Source organism: Streptomyces sp. NPDC046977, from assembly GCF_040644455.1.
Taxonomy (GTDB): Bacteria; Actinomycetota; Actinomycetes; order Streptomycetales; family Streptomycetaceae; genus Actinacidiphila.
The window spans coordinates 155,136-172,185 of the sequence record NZ_JBEYWO010000007.1; the positions used below are offsets into that span (position 1 = coordinate 155,136).

Genomic DNA, 17,050 nt, shown 5'->3' on the forward strand with positions numbered 1-17,050 from the left:
GTGCGCGGTTAGTCGTCGGCCGTGTCGTGGACCGTCTGGACGAGGGAGGAGCCGCTGCTGCGGGAGACGACGATGCCGCGGCCCGGCGGGAGGCGCCGCGCCCGCTGGTCCTGGAGCACCGCGCCCTCACGGGGATCGCCGGACAGGATCAGACCGCCGGAGCCGAGTTCGCGGATGCGGCCGGCCACCGGATCCGCGAGGGAGCGGCCCAGTCCTCCGTTCCTGCGGGCGAGCACCACGTGGAAGCCGATCTCGGCGGCCTGGGTGACGTAGTCGCCCACGGCCGCCAGCGGTCCGCGCCCGTTCCCACCGCCGGAGGCCACGAGGTCGTAGTCGTCCACGACCAGGTACAGCTCCGGCCCGGACCACCAGTCGCGCTGCTTCAGCTCGCGCGGGGTGATGCCCGGAGGCGGCATCCGCTCCTTGAGCTTCTCCACGACCTGTTCCACGTAGACGGCGGCGGTGTCCGGGTCCCCGGCCGCCGCGCCGACGTAGTCGTCGGGCACCGCGCCCAGCAGTCCGCGCCGGTAGTCGACGACGATGAAGCGCACGTCCCAGGCCGACCGGCGCTTGGCCGTCGCGCGCATCCACGAGCGCAGGAATGCCGTCTTGCCCGATCCGGAGTCGCCGTACACCAGGAAGTGCGGTCCGTCGGTCTCCAGATCGAGGAGCGCCGGCTGCAGGTCGGACTCCCTGAGCCCGATCGGCACGGCGCCGGCGGGCAGTTGCTCGGTCCCGCCGGGCAGGGCGCTGCAGGCCTCGTCCAGCTCCTGCGGCGTGATCAGTTCGGAGAGCACGCGCAGCTGCGGGGCGACGGCGCCCTTCCAGCCGGCGACCAGCTCGTCGATTACGGTCTCCTGCGCCTTGCTGAGGTTGTCCGTGGACGACGTGCCGTCCAGGCGCGGCAGCGCCGCCTGGAAGAAGCTGCCTGGCGCCACGAGGCCGCGGCCGGCCACGAAGGCCCGCAGCTGCTTGGCCAGGGGCCGGTTGATCTCCGACTCGGCGGGTTCGGCGAGGCGCAGCTCCAGGCGGCCGGTGATGGTGTCGCGCAGGTTGGCCCGCAATTCCGCCCAGCGGTTGGCGGCGAGGACGAGATGCACGCCGACGTTGAGGCCGCGTACCGCGATGTCGGGTACGACTTCCTCGGCCTCCTCCATGGCCGACCGCAGGCCGGCCCAGTTGTCGACGACGAGGACGACGTCGGCGGCGTTGACCCCGGCCGGCAGGGCCCCTTCGTCGCGCAGCCGGCGGAAGTCCGCCGCGGAGTCGATCCGCAGCTCCTGAAACAGCCGCTCCCGGTCGTTCACCAGCTGGCGGACCACCGAGAGCGCTCGCCGGGTGCGCGCCTCGTCGTGCCGGGTCGTGATGCCCGAGACGTGCGGGGCCCGCTCCAGGCCCATGAGGCTGCCGCCGCCGAAGTCGATGCCGAGGAAATGCAGTTCGTCAGGGGTGTGGGTGAGCATCGCGCTCACCATGAGGGAGCGCAGAAGGGTGCTCTTGCCGGACTGCGGCGCGCCCACCAGGATCAGGTGGCCCTGCTGCCCGGACAGGTCCAGCAGCATGGCGCGCTGCTCCTGACGGGCGGGCAGGTCCACCACGCCGACCGGGAAGGAGAGGCCTCCGCCCTGCGGCCACATCCGGGAGTGGAACCCGCGCTCGTCGTCGGCGCCCACGGGGCCCAGCATCGAGTCGAGTTCGACCGCCGTGGGCAGTGGCGGCAGCCACACCTGGTGCACGGGGTTGCCGTGCGCCCTCACCTGCTCCACGGCCACCTGCATCTCGGTGCGCCGGCCCGGCAGGGGCCGCGGAAGGTTCGCCGAGGGCTCGGCCTCGTCGACCTCCTCCGCCTGGGCGTCCTCGGCGGTGCGCAGGTCGAACGGCAGCGGGGCCGGGGGCGGCCCGGGCTCCGGCTCGTGGTCGTCCGTCTCGTTGTACGCGCCGGAGATGTGGGCGACGCGGAACCGCTCGTAGACGGACTCGTCGACCTTCAGGTAGGCGGAGCCGGGGATCGAGGGCAGCCGGTAGGCGTCCGGCGTCCCGATCACAGCCCGGCTCTCCTGGGCGCTGAAGGTGCGCAGGCAGACGCGGTACGACAGATGGGACTCCAGGCCGCGCAGGCGGCCCTCGTCCAGCCGCTGGGTGGCCAGCAGCAGGTGCATGCCCAGGCTTCGGCCGACCCGGCCGATCTGGACGAACAGCTCGATGAAGTCCGGCCGCTGGGCGAGGAGCTCACCGAACTCGTCGACAACGATCATCAGGAACGGCATCGGCTCCAGGGGCCTGCCGTCCACGTCGGTGCCGCCGCTGGCCTGCAGGATCTGGTACTCGCGGACCGAGTCCACGTTTCCTGCCCTGCGCAGCATCTGCTGCCGGCGCTGCTGTTCGCCCTGCAGCGCGGTGCGGACCCGGTCCACCAGCGCCAGGTCGTCGGCGAGGTTGGTGATCAGGCCCGCCACGTGCGGCAGTTCCGTGACGCCGGCGAAGGTGGCGCCGCCCTTGAAGTCGACCAGCACGAAGCTCAGGTGCTCCGGGGCGTGGGTCATGGTCAGACCCGTCACGAGGGTGCGCAGCAGCTCGCTCTTGCCGGAACCGGTCGCGCCGACGACCAGTCCGTGCGGGCCGATGCCGCCCAGCGCGGACTCCTTGAGGTCCAGCACCAGCGGGGCGCCGTCGCCCGTGAAGCCGATCGGCAGCCGCAGCAGCGCCTCGTCGTCGGGCGCCCGCCACAGTGCGGTGGGGGCGAACGAGCCGAGGTCCGTCACGCCCAGCATCTCGGGCAGGGCGACGGTGCGGGCGAGGACCTGCTCCTGCTCGCCGGACAGCCTCAGCGGCGCCAGCGCCCGGGCCGTCTGCTCGCCGAGCCGCGGCGGACACTCGTCCGCGACGGCGTCCTGCGCTGCCTGGACCAATGCCGGGTAGCGCGTCTCCAGGCTGAGGCCGCCGGCGGCGTCCACCCGGGCGCGGGCGTCGACCCGGCTGGGCTCCTCGCTCTCCTTCGCAACCACGCAGACGACGTGGATGCCGCTCTCCGGGCCGGCCTCGGCCAGCAGGTCCGCCACCAGGGGCGACCGTGCCCAGTCCGCTCCCGGCCGGAAGCCGTCGAGCACCACCACGAGATGGCGGGACGCCCTGGCTTCACGCCTCATGCCCAGGGAGCCGGCCCGCTCCGTGCGTTCCTCCCGCACCCGGTCGACGTGGGACTGGAGCAGGTCGGCGAGGCCGTCCATGCTCGCCGCCACCATGGGCACGGAGTCCCCCCGGCCGGGTTGCCGCGCATGCGGCAGCCACTTCGCCCACGACCACGAGCGGCTCTCGCTCGCGGCGAGGGCGGCTATCTGGACGTCGTCGGGAGCGTGCAGGACGGCGAGCTGCATGAGCAGCGCCCCGGCCAGCTCCTCGGTGCGCTCCTCGGACCCGAGCAGGGTCAGGACGCCGGTGTTCGCCAGGTCGACCCAGGCCGGCTGGAGGCCGACGGTCTCGAAGTCGCGGGCGAGTTTCTCGGCACGGCGGTGCGCCTCGGTGTCGTGCTCCGTCGTCGGGTCGCTGTGCTTGCTCAGGGCGATGCGCAGCGCCGGAGTACCCCGGCCGATCCCCAGCCGAAGCTTCATGAAGTCCGCGTCGGCGGGCCTGCGCTCCCATACCCGGCGCGGGCCCGTGGTGGCGATCGCCCACAGCCGCTGGGGGCTCGGGTGGACGAAGGCGCTGACCGCGCGCTGCGCCGCCGCCGACTCCCGCGCCTGCCGCCGGATGTCGCCGAGGTACTCGAAGTACCGGCCGCGCTGGCGGAACTGCGTGCGCCGGCCGGCGTTCTTGGTCTGCATCCTGACCATCACCATGACGCCGACGGAGACCACGACGAAGCCGATGCCGAGGATGATCATCCACGGTCTGCCGAAGGTGACCATGTAGGCGGCCATGCTGACGCTGCTCAGCAGCGGCAGCAGCATGTACAACCAGGTCTGCGCCTGGTTCTGCGGGGCCTTCTGCGGTGCGGCGGCCAGCGAGACCTGCTGCTCCGGGACCGAGGGCGGGAAGGTCCGGGCCGGGCGGTGGAAATCTGTCCTGGTCATTTAGTTCGGGAAGTCCTGAGTGATGGGGAAGTCCGGTCCGGTGTGGTCCGTCGGGCCGGCATTGCCGTCGCCGGACGGAACCGCGAGCTCATTGGAGAAGTCGATGAACGCCTTTTCCAGCTCGACTTCGAGATGACTGAATCCGATGGCCGTCCCCAGGATTCCTCCGGCTAGTGCGGGAAGAACACCGATCGGCCCGTCTTCCTCTCCGAACATCTGCTTCATCACCCGGACCCAGCGCTCGGAGAATGCGTGCGCCTCGTCGGCGCTGGGCGCCACCCATCCCAGCTTGAGGGCGGCGGCGGTATCGTTGATCCGCTTGATCGACTCGCCGATCTCCGTGGCGAGCGCCACCAGATCCTTACCCTCCGCTCCGAGTGCCTGCGGGTCGATCTTTATCGAGCTGACGTCGTAATCCGCACTGTCCGGCATGGTCAGCCTCCCACATTCTGGGTGTTGGAGCGCTCGGCGGCCGCGTAGTTGTCGTAGGCGGTCTGCATACGGCGAGCCATGTCCCGCAGCAATTCCTCCAGTTCGCGCGAAGTCCGGGAGAACCAGCCCGACATCGTCTCGAACGACGACGCCGACGGGCTCTGCCAGGAAGCGTGCGCCGCCTCGAAATGCCTCTCGACCTGGCCGAGCAGGCCCGAGATGTGCTCGCTCTCCCCCCGCACGACACCGATCGCCCGCCCGAGCTCACCCAGCGCGACCCGGAACTCGCCAAGGGGCATCCCGCCGCCCTGGCCACCCGGATCGTTGTGGCCGCCGCCCGAAGCTTTCTCTTTCCCATCAGCTGTCTTTACCTCGACCTGGACTTCGGCCGGTTGCTGTACCACGCGAGTCAACGGCTCCGCTTCGAGAGCCCCCCTCCGAACGGCCTCGGTGAAATCTTCCCCTGACGCTGTCGCCATAAGTCAACCCTCCTTTTACGTTGCCCGCCGACCGCATGCCGCGGATCTCCGTCGGGCTCCTCGGAATTCCGGCTCCGGACCTCATCGCCGGACCCCGGTATGACAAACTGGTCCGGGTCGGCGTATGCCGATCGGAGTACCGGCCCCGCCTTGTCGGCGGACGCACCAACGGGAGAAGAGAATGCCCAATCCCCAGCAGAATCACGACGGCGACACCGGAGGCGACGGCGGGGGCGGCGTCGAAGACCCGGATGCCGGAAAGGACTTCAGCGATATCGTCCCCACCATGTCGGTCGGCTGGGACACCCCACCCAGCTTCAACCTCGACCCGAGCGGCCAGGCGGGCGGCCAGTCGTCGAGCGACGTGGCGGACAGCGGCCCGATCGCCTTCGACGCGGCCACGGTACGGGCGACCGAGAACACCCTGCTCACACAGGGCCGCAACGCCGTCTTCAACTACGAGGCGCTGCGCCAGAAGGTCGACGGCGCGGTACAGGGGACCTTCTGGGGCCCTGCCCGGCCGGATGCGCCCATCTCCTCGGGCCAGTACCAGGGTCCGAGTGGCTTTTCGCCCACCCCCACCAGCAGCTGGAGCCCTTCGTCGCAGGAGACCGACGACAACGACCAGCGCACGCTCGCCGAGATCGGCGAGGAGTTCGCCCGGCACATCAACCCGGCGATGCAGAAGGCGCTGGCGATGCAGAGCAACGCCCTCGAGCTGCTCGGCAACTACATCGCCATGATCAACAGCGCGGGCCAGTCCTACGCCAAGATCGACCGGGCCGCACGCTTCCCGGAGCCGCCGGGCTCCGTCACCAGCTGAGCAGGGGGCCGCGTGCCCGCGGTGCCGGGCCATCAGCGCACCACCGCGGGCACGTCGGCCGGCAGCAGCAGCGTCAGGTCCTCGTCCCCGGCATCGGCCAGGTCGGCCATCCGCAGGGCGTGCTGCTCGGTCATCTGCTGGAACGCCTGGCGGGCGGTACGCCCGTTGCCGAAGCGCTCCGTTCGCTCGATCGCGTCGAAGTGGGCCAGCAGCGCCGCCGACGTCTCCTCGCCGAGCCGGTAGTCGTGCTGGGACGCCTGGTGCTCCACGATCCGCACCAGATCCTCCGATGAGTAGTCGTCGAAGCGCAGTGTGCGGGTGAAGCGCGAGGCCAGGCCGGGGTTGGAGTCGATGAAGCGCTCCATGTCCTCCGGATAGCCAGCCGCGATCACCACCACGTCGTCGCGGTGGTCCTCCATCAGCTTCACCAGCGTGGAGACGGCCTCCTGCCCGAAGTCGTTGTTCTGCCCGGCCGGTACCAGGGCGTACGCCTCGTCGATGAAGAGCACACCACCCAGTGCCTGCCGGAAGACCGCCGTGGTCTTCGGCCCCGTGTGGCCCACGTACTCGCCGACCAGAGCGCTGCGGTCGGCCTCCACCAGGTGCCCCTTGGCCAGCAGCCCGAGCGCCGCGAGCAGCCGGCCGTACAGCCGCGCCACCGTCGTCTTGCCCGTGCCCGGGTTGCCCGCGAAGATCAGGTGCCGGCTCAGCGGCGGCGGCTGCAGTCCCGCTTCCTGACGCCGTTTGACCATCTGCATCAGCTTGGTCATGGAGGCCACTTCGCGCTTGACGCTCTCCAGGCCCACCAACTGATCGAGTTCGGCCAACAGCTCCGGCAGCCGCTCCTCGCCGGCGCCCTCCTGGACACTCACCTCGGCGCTCTGAGCGCCGCCCGTGCCGCGCGGGGACCGTGTCAGGCCCGCGGCGCCCACCACGGCGGCCGCTTCGCCCTCGTCCGTCGTCGGCATGGTGGCGGACTTGACGTTGCTGCTCCGGCACTGCTCGAAACGGGCCTCGGCGTCGTCGGCCTGCGACAGGTCCTCGTCCGTGTCGTGCACCAGCATGCGGCGCAGCACGGGGGAGGCCTTCGCCCCCACGTACACCGCGGGATAGCCGGTGGCCGAGACCGCGCAGTCCTCCAGCAGCCCCTCGGCGCCGTCGCCCGCGTACACGCCGTTCTTGGCGGCGCCCGCGATGGTCACCGACCGCACCCTCGGCCGGGCCCCGGCCCAGATCACCAGTCCGCTGCCCTGCGCGTCGGCGATCGTCAGCTCCTCGATCCAGGGCTCACTGCGCTCGTCGAGGAAGACCCCGGCCGACCCCGAGCCGTCGACCCGGCCGCCGAGCACCACCGCGCCGGCGCCCGCGGCGATCTCCATGCCCGTCTTCGAGGGCCGGAGCACCTCGCAGCCCTCCAGCAGCGGGCGGTGCCGGGTGTCCAGCCGGATGCCGGTCTCCGCCTCGCCGACCACGCAGCGGCGCAGCACCGCGTCGGCGTCCATGATGTCGATGCCGGTCATCCGCGCCCGCTCGACCCGGACGTCCTCGGCGGTGAGGTCCGCCGCGCCCTCCACCCGTATCCCGTGCTGCGCGCTGTCCCGCACCGTGCACGAGTGCAGCTGCCCGCGAGCGCTGCCGCCGAAGTGCACGGCCGTGTACGCCGTGGTGGAGATCTCACACTCGGAGAGCCGGACGGTGCACCGGTCGGTGGCGTGCACGCCGTTGGCCCCGGTTCGGGCCACCGTGCCGCCGCGTACCCGCAGCTCGGCGTCCTCCACGGCGGCGAGTCCCGTCCCCGGCACGTCGACCACGCGCGTCTGCTCCAGCTCCACCCGGCCCGCACCCGCGGCGATCACTCCCGCGCCGCCGGTCTCCCGGATGTGGCAGTCCTGCAGGCGCAGTTCGGCCGTGCCGGAGGCCAGCACGCCCTCCGTGCCGGTGCGGAAGACCTCGCACTTCTCCAGCCGGATCCGCAGCTCCTCACGGCCGGCGGCGGTGTTCCCGCCGGCCACGGATTCCGGGGCGGGGGACGCGGCGCCGCGGACATCGGCGACCCGCACGCCCTGTGCCTTCGTGTCGTGCAGGCGGCAGCCGCGCAGGACGGGGCGCGCCGGGGTCTGCACCAGCAATGCGGCATCGCCGACGTGCCGGATCGTGCAGTCCTCGAAGACGCCCTGGGACTCCCCCGCCAGCACCAGGCCGCACCCGGTGACGCGCTCGACGGTGGTACGCCGCACTTCCGCCCTGGCGGCGTCGCTCAGCGTCAGTCCGTGCCCCGCCGTCGACCGGATCACGCAGTCCTCGAGGACCGCGGCGGCCGTGCCGGTGACATGGACACCGGACCGGTCGGAGTCCTCGACGGAGCACGAGCGGAGTTCTGCCGAGGCGTCATGGACGATCTCGACGCGGCCACCGGACACCGCGCAGTTCTCGAGCACCGGCCGGCCGCCGCCGACGAGCACCGCGACGCCGCGGTCGGCCGCTGCCTCGAACGCGATGTCACGCAGCACGGGCGCGCCCCCGCTGACGCTGACCGCGGGCCCGTGCACGGCGGCGATGCGCACCGTGCCCGGGCCCTTCTCTGCGACGACGGTGACGTCGTGGTCCAGGATCAGCGACTCGCGGTAGACACCCGGTTGGACGTGGATCACCGCGTTGTCCCCGGCCGCCCGGACGGCGGCCGTGACGGTGCGATAGGTGCCCCAGCCCCGGTCCGCCACCCGCAGGACGTTGCGCTTCACCGGCGCCGCACTCGGTTCGTCTGCCCTGTTACGGCGTCTGCGCCGAGTTCAGCAGCGACGCGTAGACGTCGAAGACGCCCACCGCGACCGGCACCGAGACCACCAGGAGGAACCCGGCGAGCGGGTCGATCCAAGAGGGGCGCTCCTCGTCGCCGTCCGCGCGGAACGCCCGGCTCATGCCGATCGCCAGCGCGAGCACGGCCGCCCCGAGCACCGGCTGCGGGGCCCCCCACGGGGAGAGTCGACTCTCCCTCTGCGGCCGCCGGCATCGTGGTGACCTTCACGTTTCTGCTGGCGCACTGCTCGAACCGAGCTGCCGCGTCGTCGGCCTGCGACAGGTCCTCGTCCGTGTCGCGCACCAGGCAACGACGGGGCAGGGGTGCTGCCTTGGATCCCACGTACACCGCCGGATAACCGGTGGCTGAAACCGTGCAGTCCTCCAGCAGACCTTCGGCACCATCGCCCGCGTACACGCCGTTCTTCGCCGCACCGGCAACGGTCACGGACCTCACTCGCGGGCGGGCCCCCGACCAGATCACCAGACCGATTCCCCTCGCGTCGGCAATGGTCAGATCATCTATCCATGCCTCACTGCGCTCATCAAGGAAGACGCCGGCGGAGCCGGTGGATTCCACCCTGCCTCCGCGCACGACGACTCCCGTGTCGGCGGCGACCTCGATACCCGTACCCCCGCACTGCGTCACCTCGCAGCCGTCCAACAGCGGACGGTGGCTGGTCTGCAGCCGGACGCCGGTTTCGGCTTCGGTGATGACGCAACGGCGCAGCACCGCGTCCGCCCCCCTGATTTCCACGCCGGTCATCCCCGCCCGCTCGATGCGAACGTCCTCGGCCAGGACGCTCGCCGCCGCCTCCGCCCAGATGGCGTGCTGAGCACTGTCCCGTACAGTGCAGGCGTGAAGTTCCGCCTGTGCGCGGCCGCCGAAGTGCAGAGCCGTGTATCCCGTGGTGGAGATCTCGCAGTCGGCAAGGCGGATTGTGCAGTTGTCAGTGCCGTGCACGCCGTTGGCACCGGTCCGTGCGACAGTGCCGCCCCGAATGTGTACCTGTGCCGTGTCAACAGCAGCAAGACCTGTCCCGGGCAGATCCACCACACGGGTGCCGGCGAGTTCGACCCGGCTCGTCCCTGCCGCAATCACGCCCGCGCCGCCGGTCTCCCTGATATGGCAGTCCTGCAACGAGAGCTCTGCCGCTCCGGCGACCAGTACTCCTTCCCCGGCAGTGCGGAAGATCTCGCACTTCTCCAGCTTGGTCCGCAGCCCGTCACGCCCGGCGAAGGTGGCCGCGTCATCGGTCCCCGCCCCTGCAGCGGATGCCGTGACGACGGATGAGTCGACCACCCTGACGCCTTGCGCCTTGGCGTCGTGCAGTCGACAGCCGCGCAGGACGGGGCGCGCTGGGGTGGCCACGACAAGTGCCGCGTCACCGGTCTGCCGGACCGTGCAGTCCTCGAAGGTGGCCACCGACTCGCCGGTCATCGCCACACCGAAGCCGGTGACCCGCTCTATGGTGACGCGCAGCACCTTCGCAACCGCGGCGTCGCTCAGCGTCAGACCATGCCCGGACACCGACCTGACCGCACAGTCCTCAAGGACTACATTCGCTGTTCCGGTGGCGGGAAGCCCTGCCTCAGAGGAATCCTCGATCACGCAGGATCGCAGTTCGGCGACGGCGTTGCGGACCACTTCGACCCTGCCGCCGATCACGTGGCAGTGATCGAGCACCGCTCGACCCTCGCCGACGAAGACAGCAGGCTCACGGTCCGACGTGCCTTCGACGGCCACGTCCCGCAACCTGGGTACGCCAGCAGTCACGGTTACCGCGGTACCGTGGACGGCCACGATGCGCACGCTGCCGGGCCCCTTCTCGGCAACGATGGCGACATCCCGGTCCAGGACCAGGGATTCCCGGTAGACGCCTGGCTGAACGTGGACCGCTGCGCCGTCTTCGGCAGCCCGCACAGCGGCCGTGATGGAGCGGTGGGTACCCCAGCCCCGGTCTGCTGCTACCCGCAGGACATTGCGTTTCACCGCCGCCGCACTCCGATCCGAGGGCTGGTCACGGTGTCTGTCCGGGGTTCAGCAGCGACGCGTACACACCGAATACACCAATTGCGAGCGGCATCGTCGCCAGCAGGAACAGCCCGCCCAGCGGATCGATCCATGAGGGGCGTTCCTTGCCCTCGTCAGCTCGGAAGGCCCGGCTCAGGCCGATGGCCAGCGCCGCGACGGCCGATACGAGCAACGCCACGGACCCGGTCCAGTCCGGCGCGCCGAAGTTCCCCGGTGCACGAACCAGGATCGCCGCCAGGCCGATCGCTCCTGCGGCCACCATCGGCACGACCGCTGCCGCCATGGTCAGTCGACCTGCCCGCAAGAGGAGGGCGAGACCGAGGCAGCCGGCCAGGGCCACGGCGAACACCTGGTCCGACGTGCCGAGGATGAGAAGGCAGACGGCGGCCATGCACGAGGCCAGTACGTTCAACCCGACGAGCAGCCGCTGACCGCGCCGTATCAGGTGCAGCATGTCGGCTTCGTCGCCGTAGACCTCCGTCCCCCTGGTGTCCGAACCGGCCAGCACTGCGGTATGCCCGGCAAGTTTGGGAGTGGCCGCCAGTACAGCCATCATGACGATGCCGACGACCGCCGACGACTCCAGAAGGGTGGCACGCCCGAGCGTCAGGCAGACCGTGAGCAGGAGGACGAGGACGGTGATGGCCACCGCCATGAGGGTCGTCGCATGGCGGACGGCCAGGAGTGCAGCCAATGATCCGAATACGGAGCCCAAGCTCAGCGCGAGCAGCACGGACGCGGTACTCGTGGCGGCCAGGGGCAAGGAGGCTGCCGCCGCGGCCACCAGTGGTATGGCGGCGTGTGCCGTGATCAACCGCAGGCCCAGAGGGAGAGACCACCCCTGGCGGGTGGCGTGCCATGCCAGCAGTGTCAGCAACGAGGCGCTGGCGATCATCCCAGCGCCGGTGACCGGTATCCCGTGGCTGGTCCAAGCCAAGGTCGCAAAGCCCACGATGAGGCTCAGGATGCCGAGAACCAGCGTCGTGAAGGCCCGTGGCCGCCAGCCCCACATGGCGGCCTCCCCGTCCGCTTGCTCGACCGATTCCTCCAGGTCCGTGACAACGGGTTCGTCGAACTCCCCAGCCGCGGCGTCCATCAGATAGAGCGTCGTGCCGTCGAGGACACCGCACTCCCTCAGAGACGCCTCCGGCGGAAAGGGCGGCGTACCGGGGAAGGCAAGCGACCACGCCTGGGGGAAGGTGTCATCGAACTCCACTTGCCCCAAGAGCCCGAGCAGGGTGGGAGTGTATTCGGCGATAGCCGCGTCCGCGGGCACGGCCAGGTCCACTCGCCGCCGTGTTCCCACCACGGTGACGTAGCAGCGTTCGTTCTCCACTGGGTGCTTCCTTGTCACACGTGGGCTGGGTCCGTACAACGGGCTGCAGCCGCAGGGGCGCGCTGCCTGCCCGGGTCAGTGGGTGGCAGTCCACGTCTTGATGTTGGCTTCCTCCGCCCCGACGTAGTTGCCCCAGTTCACGTCCATCGCACGGGCGATCTCTCCGAGCACCCCGCCCTCCTGCTCGCTGCCGAAGAGGCCGACGGCCGCTGTGTCCCACTCGTGCATACGCTCCTGGTAGTCCGTCGCAGACTGGGCGTTCCATGTGTCGATCAGCGACTGGATTCGGCTCTTGAGCGAGTTCAGCTCACCCATGATGTGCGCCGCCTGACCGTTGAGGTAGGTGCCGGCCCCCTCAAGGTCGCGTGGGACGCGAATGGGCGTGCCTTCAATATCGGGCATCTCAGTTCCTCCGACGAAGAGAATGCTTACTGCTCCTGGACCGTGTTCACCTGTCAGGCGCACGGTCCCCCGGCATCGTTGCTGTCAGCCCAGCCGGGCCGGCGGGAGTTGCACGTTGTGGATATTGGAGATGTTGGACTGCTCGGACTGAATGTAGTTGTCGGCAGATCCGTCCAAACCGGTGGCGATAGCGAGGAGGGCCTGCTGCAGGTGCGCGGCGTGGGTGTCCCATTCCTGCATGAGTTGCTGGAACGTATTCGAGGCGATACCACCCCAAACACCTTCCAGTCCGACCACGTACGACTTCAGATTGTCGAGTTTGCCCTGAACGACTTCCTGAGTTGTCCGGATATCGGTGGCCTTGCTCTTGAGTTCGGCGGGCGTCGTGTTGTAAAATACGCCGTCAGAGCCACGAAATCCGCCGCTCACGAAATCTGTTTCTGCCATATCGAGCGCCCTTCTGAACTGGTCCACCCGGGCTCGGACTCGGCGTGCCGGGTCTCAACAATGTGAAGAAGCACGGGTGCCCCGTAGTGAGCCGGCGCGACCTCCGACCGCCTTGCCGTGGGATCCGCCGGAACGGCCGTTCTTGACATACGCCGCCCACGTGAATGCTAGGAAGCCGCACACACTTCCAGAAGCCGACTTTCGTCGTTGCCGCTAGATACTTAAGTAGCAGTCCTCGATCTACTTGCGTCTACAGCAGGGGCAACAGCATGCAGCGCAGAGGGGCCGTCCCAAGTTTTCCCCGGACGTTCCCCCAGCAGACCAAAGCAGGAAGGTCGTGCGCGGTATGTAATCTACCGACGGAAAGTCCAGGGATTCTCACGACGCGGCCGGCGACAGGCGACGTACACGCTGGACAGGGCGCAAAGCCCACGGAATGGAGATGGGATGAATTTTTGCGATTCTTGTCAGCGCCACCTCAACGGAACGCTGACCTGCCCTGACTGCGGCAGGTCCGCTCAGGCGGACACCATCGTCATCGCCAGGACGCCGGGGAGCTCGGCGGTCGCCTCACCCGAAACCGACTCCCGCTCGGACATCGCGGTCGTGTCGGATGTTCCCACCCACATGAACCTGCTGACCGACCCACCCGCCCTCGCGGCCTCTGCCGGGGACACACTGCTGACCGAACGGCCGGGGAGGCGCGGCACCAGTGACGAAGCCCAGCAAGCCGTACAGACCCGCAGGCGCAGACCGCTGGCCCTCAGGGCGGTAGTGGCAGCGGTAGCAGCCCCTGTCATCATTGCGTCCGCCGTGTACGCCGCCAGCCCCCTTGACACAGAGAAAGCACCGCAGTTCGACGCCTTCGCCCCGTTCCCCTCCACGGCCGGACCTGGTGCCAGCATGCAGAGCCTCACAACTGCTACCGCCAGGCGACCGGGAGGCATGGAGGCATCGCAATCGCCCACGAATCCGCGGACGCCGTCGTCCGACCTGCTCCAGGCGCCCGCTTCACCAGCACCCCCCTCGTCCGCTTCACCTTCGGCAAGCGTGCTTCCCGTCGAATCGTCGGCGGTTCCCTCGACCTCACCGTCGGCCCCAACGCCCCCTGCCGGCGCACTCGTGGGACCGGGCTCACGCTGCCTCAGCGGTGGCGGAGCCGCTCCTCAGGCAGGCGGCACGGCCTTGGTCTTCGTTGAGTGCACCGGCAGCGCGGATCAGACCTGGGCAACGGCACACGGTTCCCTGCAAGTACTGGACAAGTGCCTGGATGTCGAGGGCGGCGCGACAACCGCTGGTTCCCGGATCCAACTTTTCGGCTGCAACAGAACAAGTGCACAGCTCTGGCAGTTCACTTCGAGGGGCGAATTGGTGAATCTGCCCTCGGGCAGATGTCTCGACGCCGCTGGTTTCCTCCTGAAGGACTGCGATCACAGCGCCGGCCAGCGATGGATCTTGTATTGAGTCAACCCAGCCTCGACCGGGCCCTGCGACGAGGTCCTCGGGGGCCGCAGCATGCCCTTCAGAACCGGTCAGGGAAACGGCTGGTCTGAACGACAGCGTTTGAACCCCTATGCGGCCTTCAAAGGCGAGCCAGCCGCATCCTTGAGGAACATCAGGGGCTTCGCCGGCGAAAGTCCCCCCGCAGGCAACCCGTCGGGCGCAGCGGCCTTGGCCGCCGATAGCCCAAATGGCAAAGCGGCCTGGAGCCACACCATGAACACACAAGACGACCACAGGGCAGGTGTACGCATGACTGAGACAACTACGCCCGGTCTCTCGCCTGGGCGCTGCGCCGGTGACTTGCTGCGCGATTCCAACGCACCTGTGCCGGATGCCGGATGAACCGCCACAGCCGACGCGCCAGCGGGCGCAGCAGCACAGGCGAGCCGCCGAGCCGTGTGCGAGGACTGCCCCGGAGCGCCTCCACATCCCGTGTGCTGGTCGAGGACCATGGCGGGCTGCTGGTCCTGCGCCTGCCTACGGATGAAACGCTCGACCCGGCTGACATCGCCGACCTGTCGCGCAGTCTCGGCGGCCAGGACAACGCGGCGTGCATCATCGTCGGCGCCGAAGGCGAGGCTGCTCACGAACTGTGGCCACGACTCAGCGAGGTCCTGGACTCGCTCCGCGAGGCAGGCATGCGAACCGTGCGGCTGGTGATGGCCGGGGCCGGCACCGACCGCCCCGGTCGCCCTGCCTTGGCCCGGCGGATCGCCGAAAAGTGGCGGTTGGTGGTCGAAGCTCCTGACGGCCAGGCGCTGGTTGTGCCAGGCGGCTCGGTGTTCGTGCCTTCCAGGAAGGAGGGGTGGTGGCGATTCGCCCCGGGGGAAGCACCGACAGCGCTCGGCCCGCGCCTGCCCAGACCCCGCTGGCAGTCCTCGCTGCGGGAGTCCTCCGAGAGTGCGGTGAGGGGCTGCACAGTCGAACATATCCCTGCCGGCCTGCTGATCCGACCGGCAGACAGCAACCGGATCAGCGCGGACGATCTGTTTCACGGTGTGCCAGTCGACCCCAAGCGGCCTGCTCTGGTCGTCGGTGTGCCATTTGGTGAGGACGTCTCGGCCGCGGATGTCGTCGGTCTGCTTCGGACCCTCCCTGGACTGGCTGAGAGCGGTCTGCGGCTCATACCGGGCGGACGTTCCGATCTTCTACCGCTTGCCCAGACGGTCGCCCAGGCATTGCGTGCTGACGTCGAAGTGACTACGGGTCTGCCACTGATCGCCTCCGATGGCCCCATGGGCCAGCCGACCCTGCGGTCAGTGCTCTTCACCAACGATGCTGCGCCCTCGTGGCTGCCGTTCGTCCCTGCCGTGCTGTGCTCGCCTGCGCTCGACGGGCAGGTCGGAGGCCCCCCACAGCCTCGAGTCCTCCGCTGGTTCACGCCGATTCCGGGAGCCGGCGGGTCCCCCGCAACAGGTCCGGGTTCCACCCATGGCGTTGTCCACCTGTCCGACGAGTGGCAGCTTGTGGTCACCCGCGCCGGGATGTGGGTCTGCTCGCGCTTCGGACCCCCGGTGTCGCACACCTGGCGCCCGGTGAGTCCCGAAGGCCCGGTGGTGGAGGTCGGGCGTCCGGGTGACCGCCTCTCCCCCACGCTGTGGCCCGTGCTGTCCCGGCTGCTCACAGCCCTCACCACCGACCTTCGCTCCCGCACGACCCTCCACGTACACGCCGCAGTACCCGATGGCGGCCGTGCCCTGCGCGCGCTCGCAGCCGAACACGGCCTGCGTGTGATTCGTTTCTCCCAGCCGAAACCAGCGGGCCAGCGCTCTCCCACCTCCACCGACAACCGCCCGGGCGAGCGTTCGGGCACGCCGTCCACCAGACCTCAGGGGTCCGCCGCGCCGTACCACGAACAGCCTCCGGCGGTCGGTGGCATGTCTGCTGCACCCCCACCCATGCTTGGCTCCCAGCCCTCCGTCCCCAACCATGCGGAGGCGCCCACGTCGCCCGCGCCACTGGCACTGCCCAAGCCCCGCAGTACAGAACTTGCACGCAACTCGTTCCGGGCGCTGGCAGCGGACATCTGGGAGCAGCACGCAGGAGGTGTACGAAGGTTCCTCAGCCGGATACCCGACCTGGACGAACGGGAGTACGAGCCGGCACACGTCGACCTGGTGGCAGTCCGGATGTACCTGTCTGAGGCCGGCGGCCCCTTGGACCACGCGGCACTGACAGCATCCCTGCGAGCGGGAGACGCTCGGCTTATCCCTTATGCAGCTTGCCTGACGTCCGGGCTGGGCCGCCTGCCCGCATACCGGGGAGCGGTGCTCCGCGGTTCTGGAGATGCAGACGTCAGCGGCGCGCTGCAACCCGGCGTCCTGCTCCGTGACCCTGCACCAGTCAGTGCCGTGCCCGCTTTCGGTGGCACGCCGGGCCCGGCCTATGCAATCTGGTCGATCACAGGTCGCCGTGTGCGCTCCCTGTTCGATGACTACGACGAGATCGTGTTCGCACCGGGCACGGCTTTTCGGGTGCTGAAAATCCGCCAGGAGGGCGGGTTCCCTCTAGTGCTGCTGCGGCAACTACCCCACGGCACAGCGGCGCCCAGCGCTGGCGCACTGGAGGACGCCGACATGACGGCGTTGACCCAGCTGGAGCAGGCACTGGCAGGACGGACAGCACATGCCCCGAGTGCTCTGCCGATGCGCTGCATCGGGCCCATCGTGCAGCACTGAGACAAGGAAAGGTTGAGAGGAGATCCGATGTCCCCCCAGAACAACCCGC

Annotated in this window: 11 protein-coding genes; 3 read left to right on the forward strand and 8 right to left on the reverse strand. The window is 69.5% G+C overall.

Annotated elements, in window-relative coordinates:
* Window positions 1–8: 8 nt before the first annotated feature.
* From eccCa to ABZ883_RS13305, 3 genes are read right to left on the reverse strand one after another with little or no spacing between them, the layout of a single operon-like run.
* Window positions 9–4,070, reverse strand: coding sequence for a type VII secretion protein EccCa (gene eccCa / locus ABZ883_RS13295; RefSeq protein ID WP_360905725.1), 4,062 nt, complete (start codon window positions 4,068–4,070; stop codon window positions 9–11).
* Window positions 4,071–4,502: a WXG100 family type VII secretion target gene (locus ABZ883_RS13300; protein WP_360905726.1), complete on the reverse strand. Its 432-nt coding sequence runs from the start codon at window positions 4,500–4,502 to the stop codon at window positions 4,071–4,073.
* Window positions 4,503–4,504: 2 nt separating this feature from the next.
* A complete protein-coding gene (locus tag ABZ883_RS13305) occupies window positions 4,505–4,981 on the reverse strand; it encodes a WXG100 family type VII secretion target (protein WP_360905727.1) in 477 nt (158 codons plus the stop codon).
* Window positions 4,982–5,162: 181 nt separating this feature from the next.
* Between ABZ883_RS13305 and ABZ883_RS13310 the strand changes: the two genes are divergently transcribed.
* Window positions 5,163–5,804, forward strand: coding sequence for a hypothetical protein (locus tag ABZ883_RS13310; RefSeq protein ID WP_360905728.1), 642 nt, complete (start codon window positions 5,163–5,165; stop codon window positions 5,802–5,804).
* A gap of 32 nt (window positions 5,805–5,836) precedes the next feature.
* On the opposite strand, the gene ABZ883_RS13315 is transcribed toward ABZ883_RS13310, so the two are convergent.
* The 5 genes from ABZ883_RS13315 to ABZ883_RS13335 all read right to left on the reverse strand — a co-directional run bounded on the left by ABZ883_RS13315 (window position 5,837) and on the right by ABZ883_RS13335 (window position 12,847).
* On the reverse strand, window positions 5,837–8,545 hold the full coding sequence (locus ABZ883_RS13315; protein WP_360905729.1) for a right-handed parallel beta-helix repeat-containing protein: 2,709 nt from the start codon (window positions 8,543–8,545) through the stop codon (window positions 5,837–5,839).
* Window positions 8,542–10,593: a right-handed parallel beta-helix repeat-containing protein gene (locus tag ABZ883_RS13320; protein WP_360905730.1), complete on the reverse strand. Its 2,052-nt coding sequence runs from the start codon at window positions 10,591–10,593 to the stop codon at window positions 8,542–8,544. The genes ABZ883_RS13315 and ABZ883_RS13320 overlap by 4 nt, the downstream gene beginning before the upstream one ends.
* A gap of 28 nt (window positions 10,594–10,621) precedes the next feature.
* A complete protein-coding gene (eccD, locus tag ABZ883_RS13325) occupies window positions 10,622–11,971 on the reverse strand; it encodes a type VII secretion integral membrane protein EccD (RefSeq protein WP_360905731.1) in 1,350 nt (449 codons plus the stop codon).
* Window positions 11,972–12,046: 75 nt separating this feature from the next.
* Complete coding sequence (locus ABZ883_RS13330; RefSeq protein WP_360905732.1) at window positions 12,047–12,373, reverse strand: WXG100 family type VII secretion target; 327 nt, start codon at window positions 12,371–12,373, stop codon at window positions 12,047–12,049.
* 84 nt (window positions 12,374–12,457) lie between these two features.
* A complete protein-coding gene (locus ABZ883_RS13335; protein WP_360905733.1) occupies window positions 12,458–12,847 on the reverse strand; it encodes a WXG100 family type VII secretion target in 390 nt (129 codons plus the stop codon).
* 918 nt (window positions 12,848–13,765) lie between these two features.
* Here ABZ883_RS13335 and ABZ883_RS13340 point away from each other — a divergent pair.
* A complete protein-coding gene (locus tag ABZ883_RS13340; RefSeq protein ID WP_360905734.1) occupies window positions 13,766–14,284 on the forward strand; it encodes an RICIN domain-containing protein in 519 nt (172 codons plus the stop codon).
* 473 nt (window positions 14,285–14,757) lie between these two features.
* Window positions 14,758–17,001, forward strand: coding sequence for a hypothetical protein (locus tag ABZ883_RS13345; protein WP_360905735.1), 2,244 nt, complete (start codon window positions 14,758–14,760; stop codon window positions 16,999–17,001).
* Window positions 17,002–17,050 lie beyond the last annotated feature (49 nt).

Excerpts from the sequence above, each read along its gene's own strand:
- eccCa (WP_360905725.1), bottom strand. The coding sequence starts at position 4,070 with ATGACCAGGACAGATTTCCACCGCCCGGCCCGGACCTTCCCGCCCTCG.
- ABZ883_RS13300 (WP_360905726.1), bottom strand. The coding sequence starts at position 4,502 with ATGCCGGACAGTGCGGATTACGACGTCAGCTCGATAAAGATCGACCCG.
- ABZ883_RS13305 (WP_360905727.1), bottom strand. The coding sequence starts at position 4,981 with ATGGCGACAGCGTCAGGGGAAGATTTCACCGAGGCCGTTCGGAGGGGG.
- ABZ883_RS13310 (WP_360905728.1), top strand. The coding sequence starts at position 5,163 with ATGCCCAATCCCCAGCAGAATCACGACGGCGACACCGGAGGCGACGGC.
- ABZ883_RS13330 (WP_360905732.1), bottom strand. The coding sequence starts at position 12,373 with ATGCCCGATATTGAAGGCACGCCCATTCGCGTCCCACGCGACCTTGAG.
- ABZ883_RS13340 (WP_360905734.1), top strand. The coding sequence starts at position 13,766 with ATGGAGGCATCGCAATCGCCCACGAATCCGCGGACGCCGTCGTCCGAC.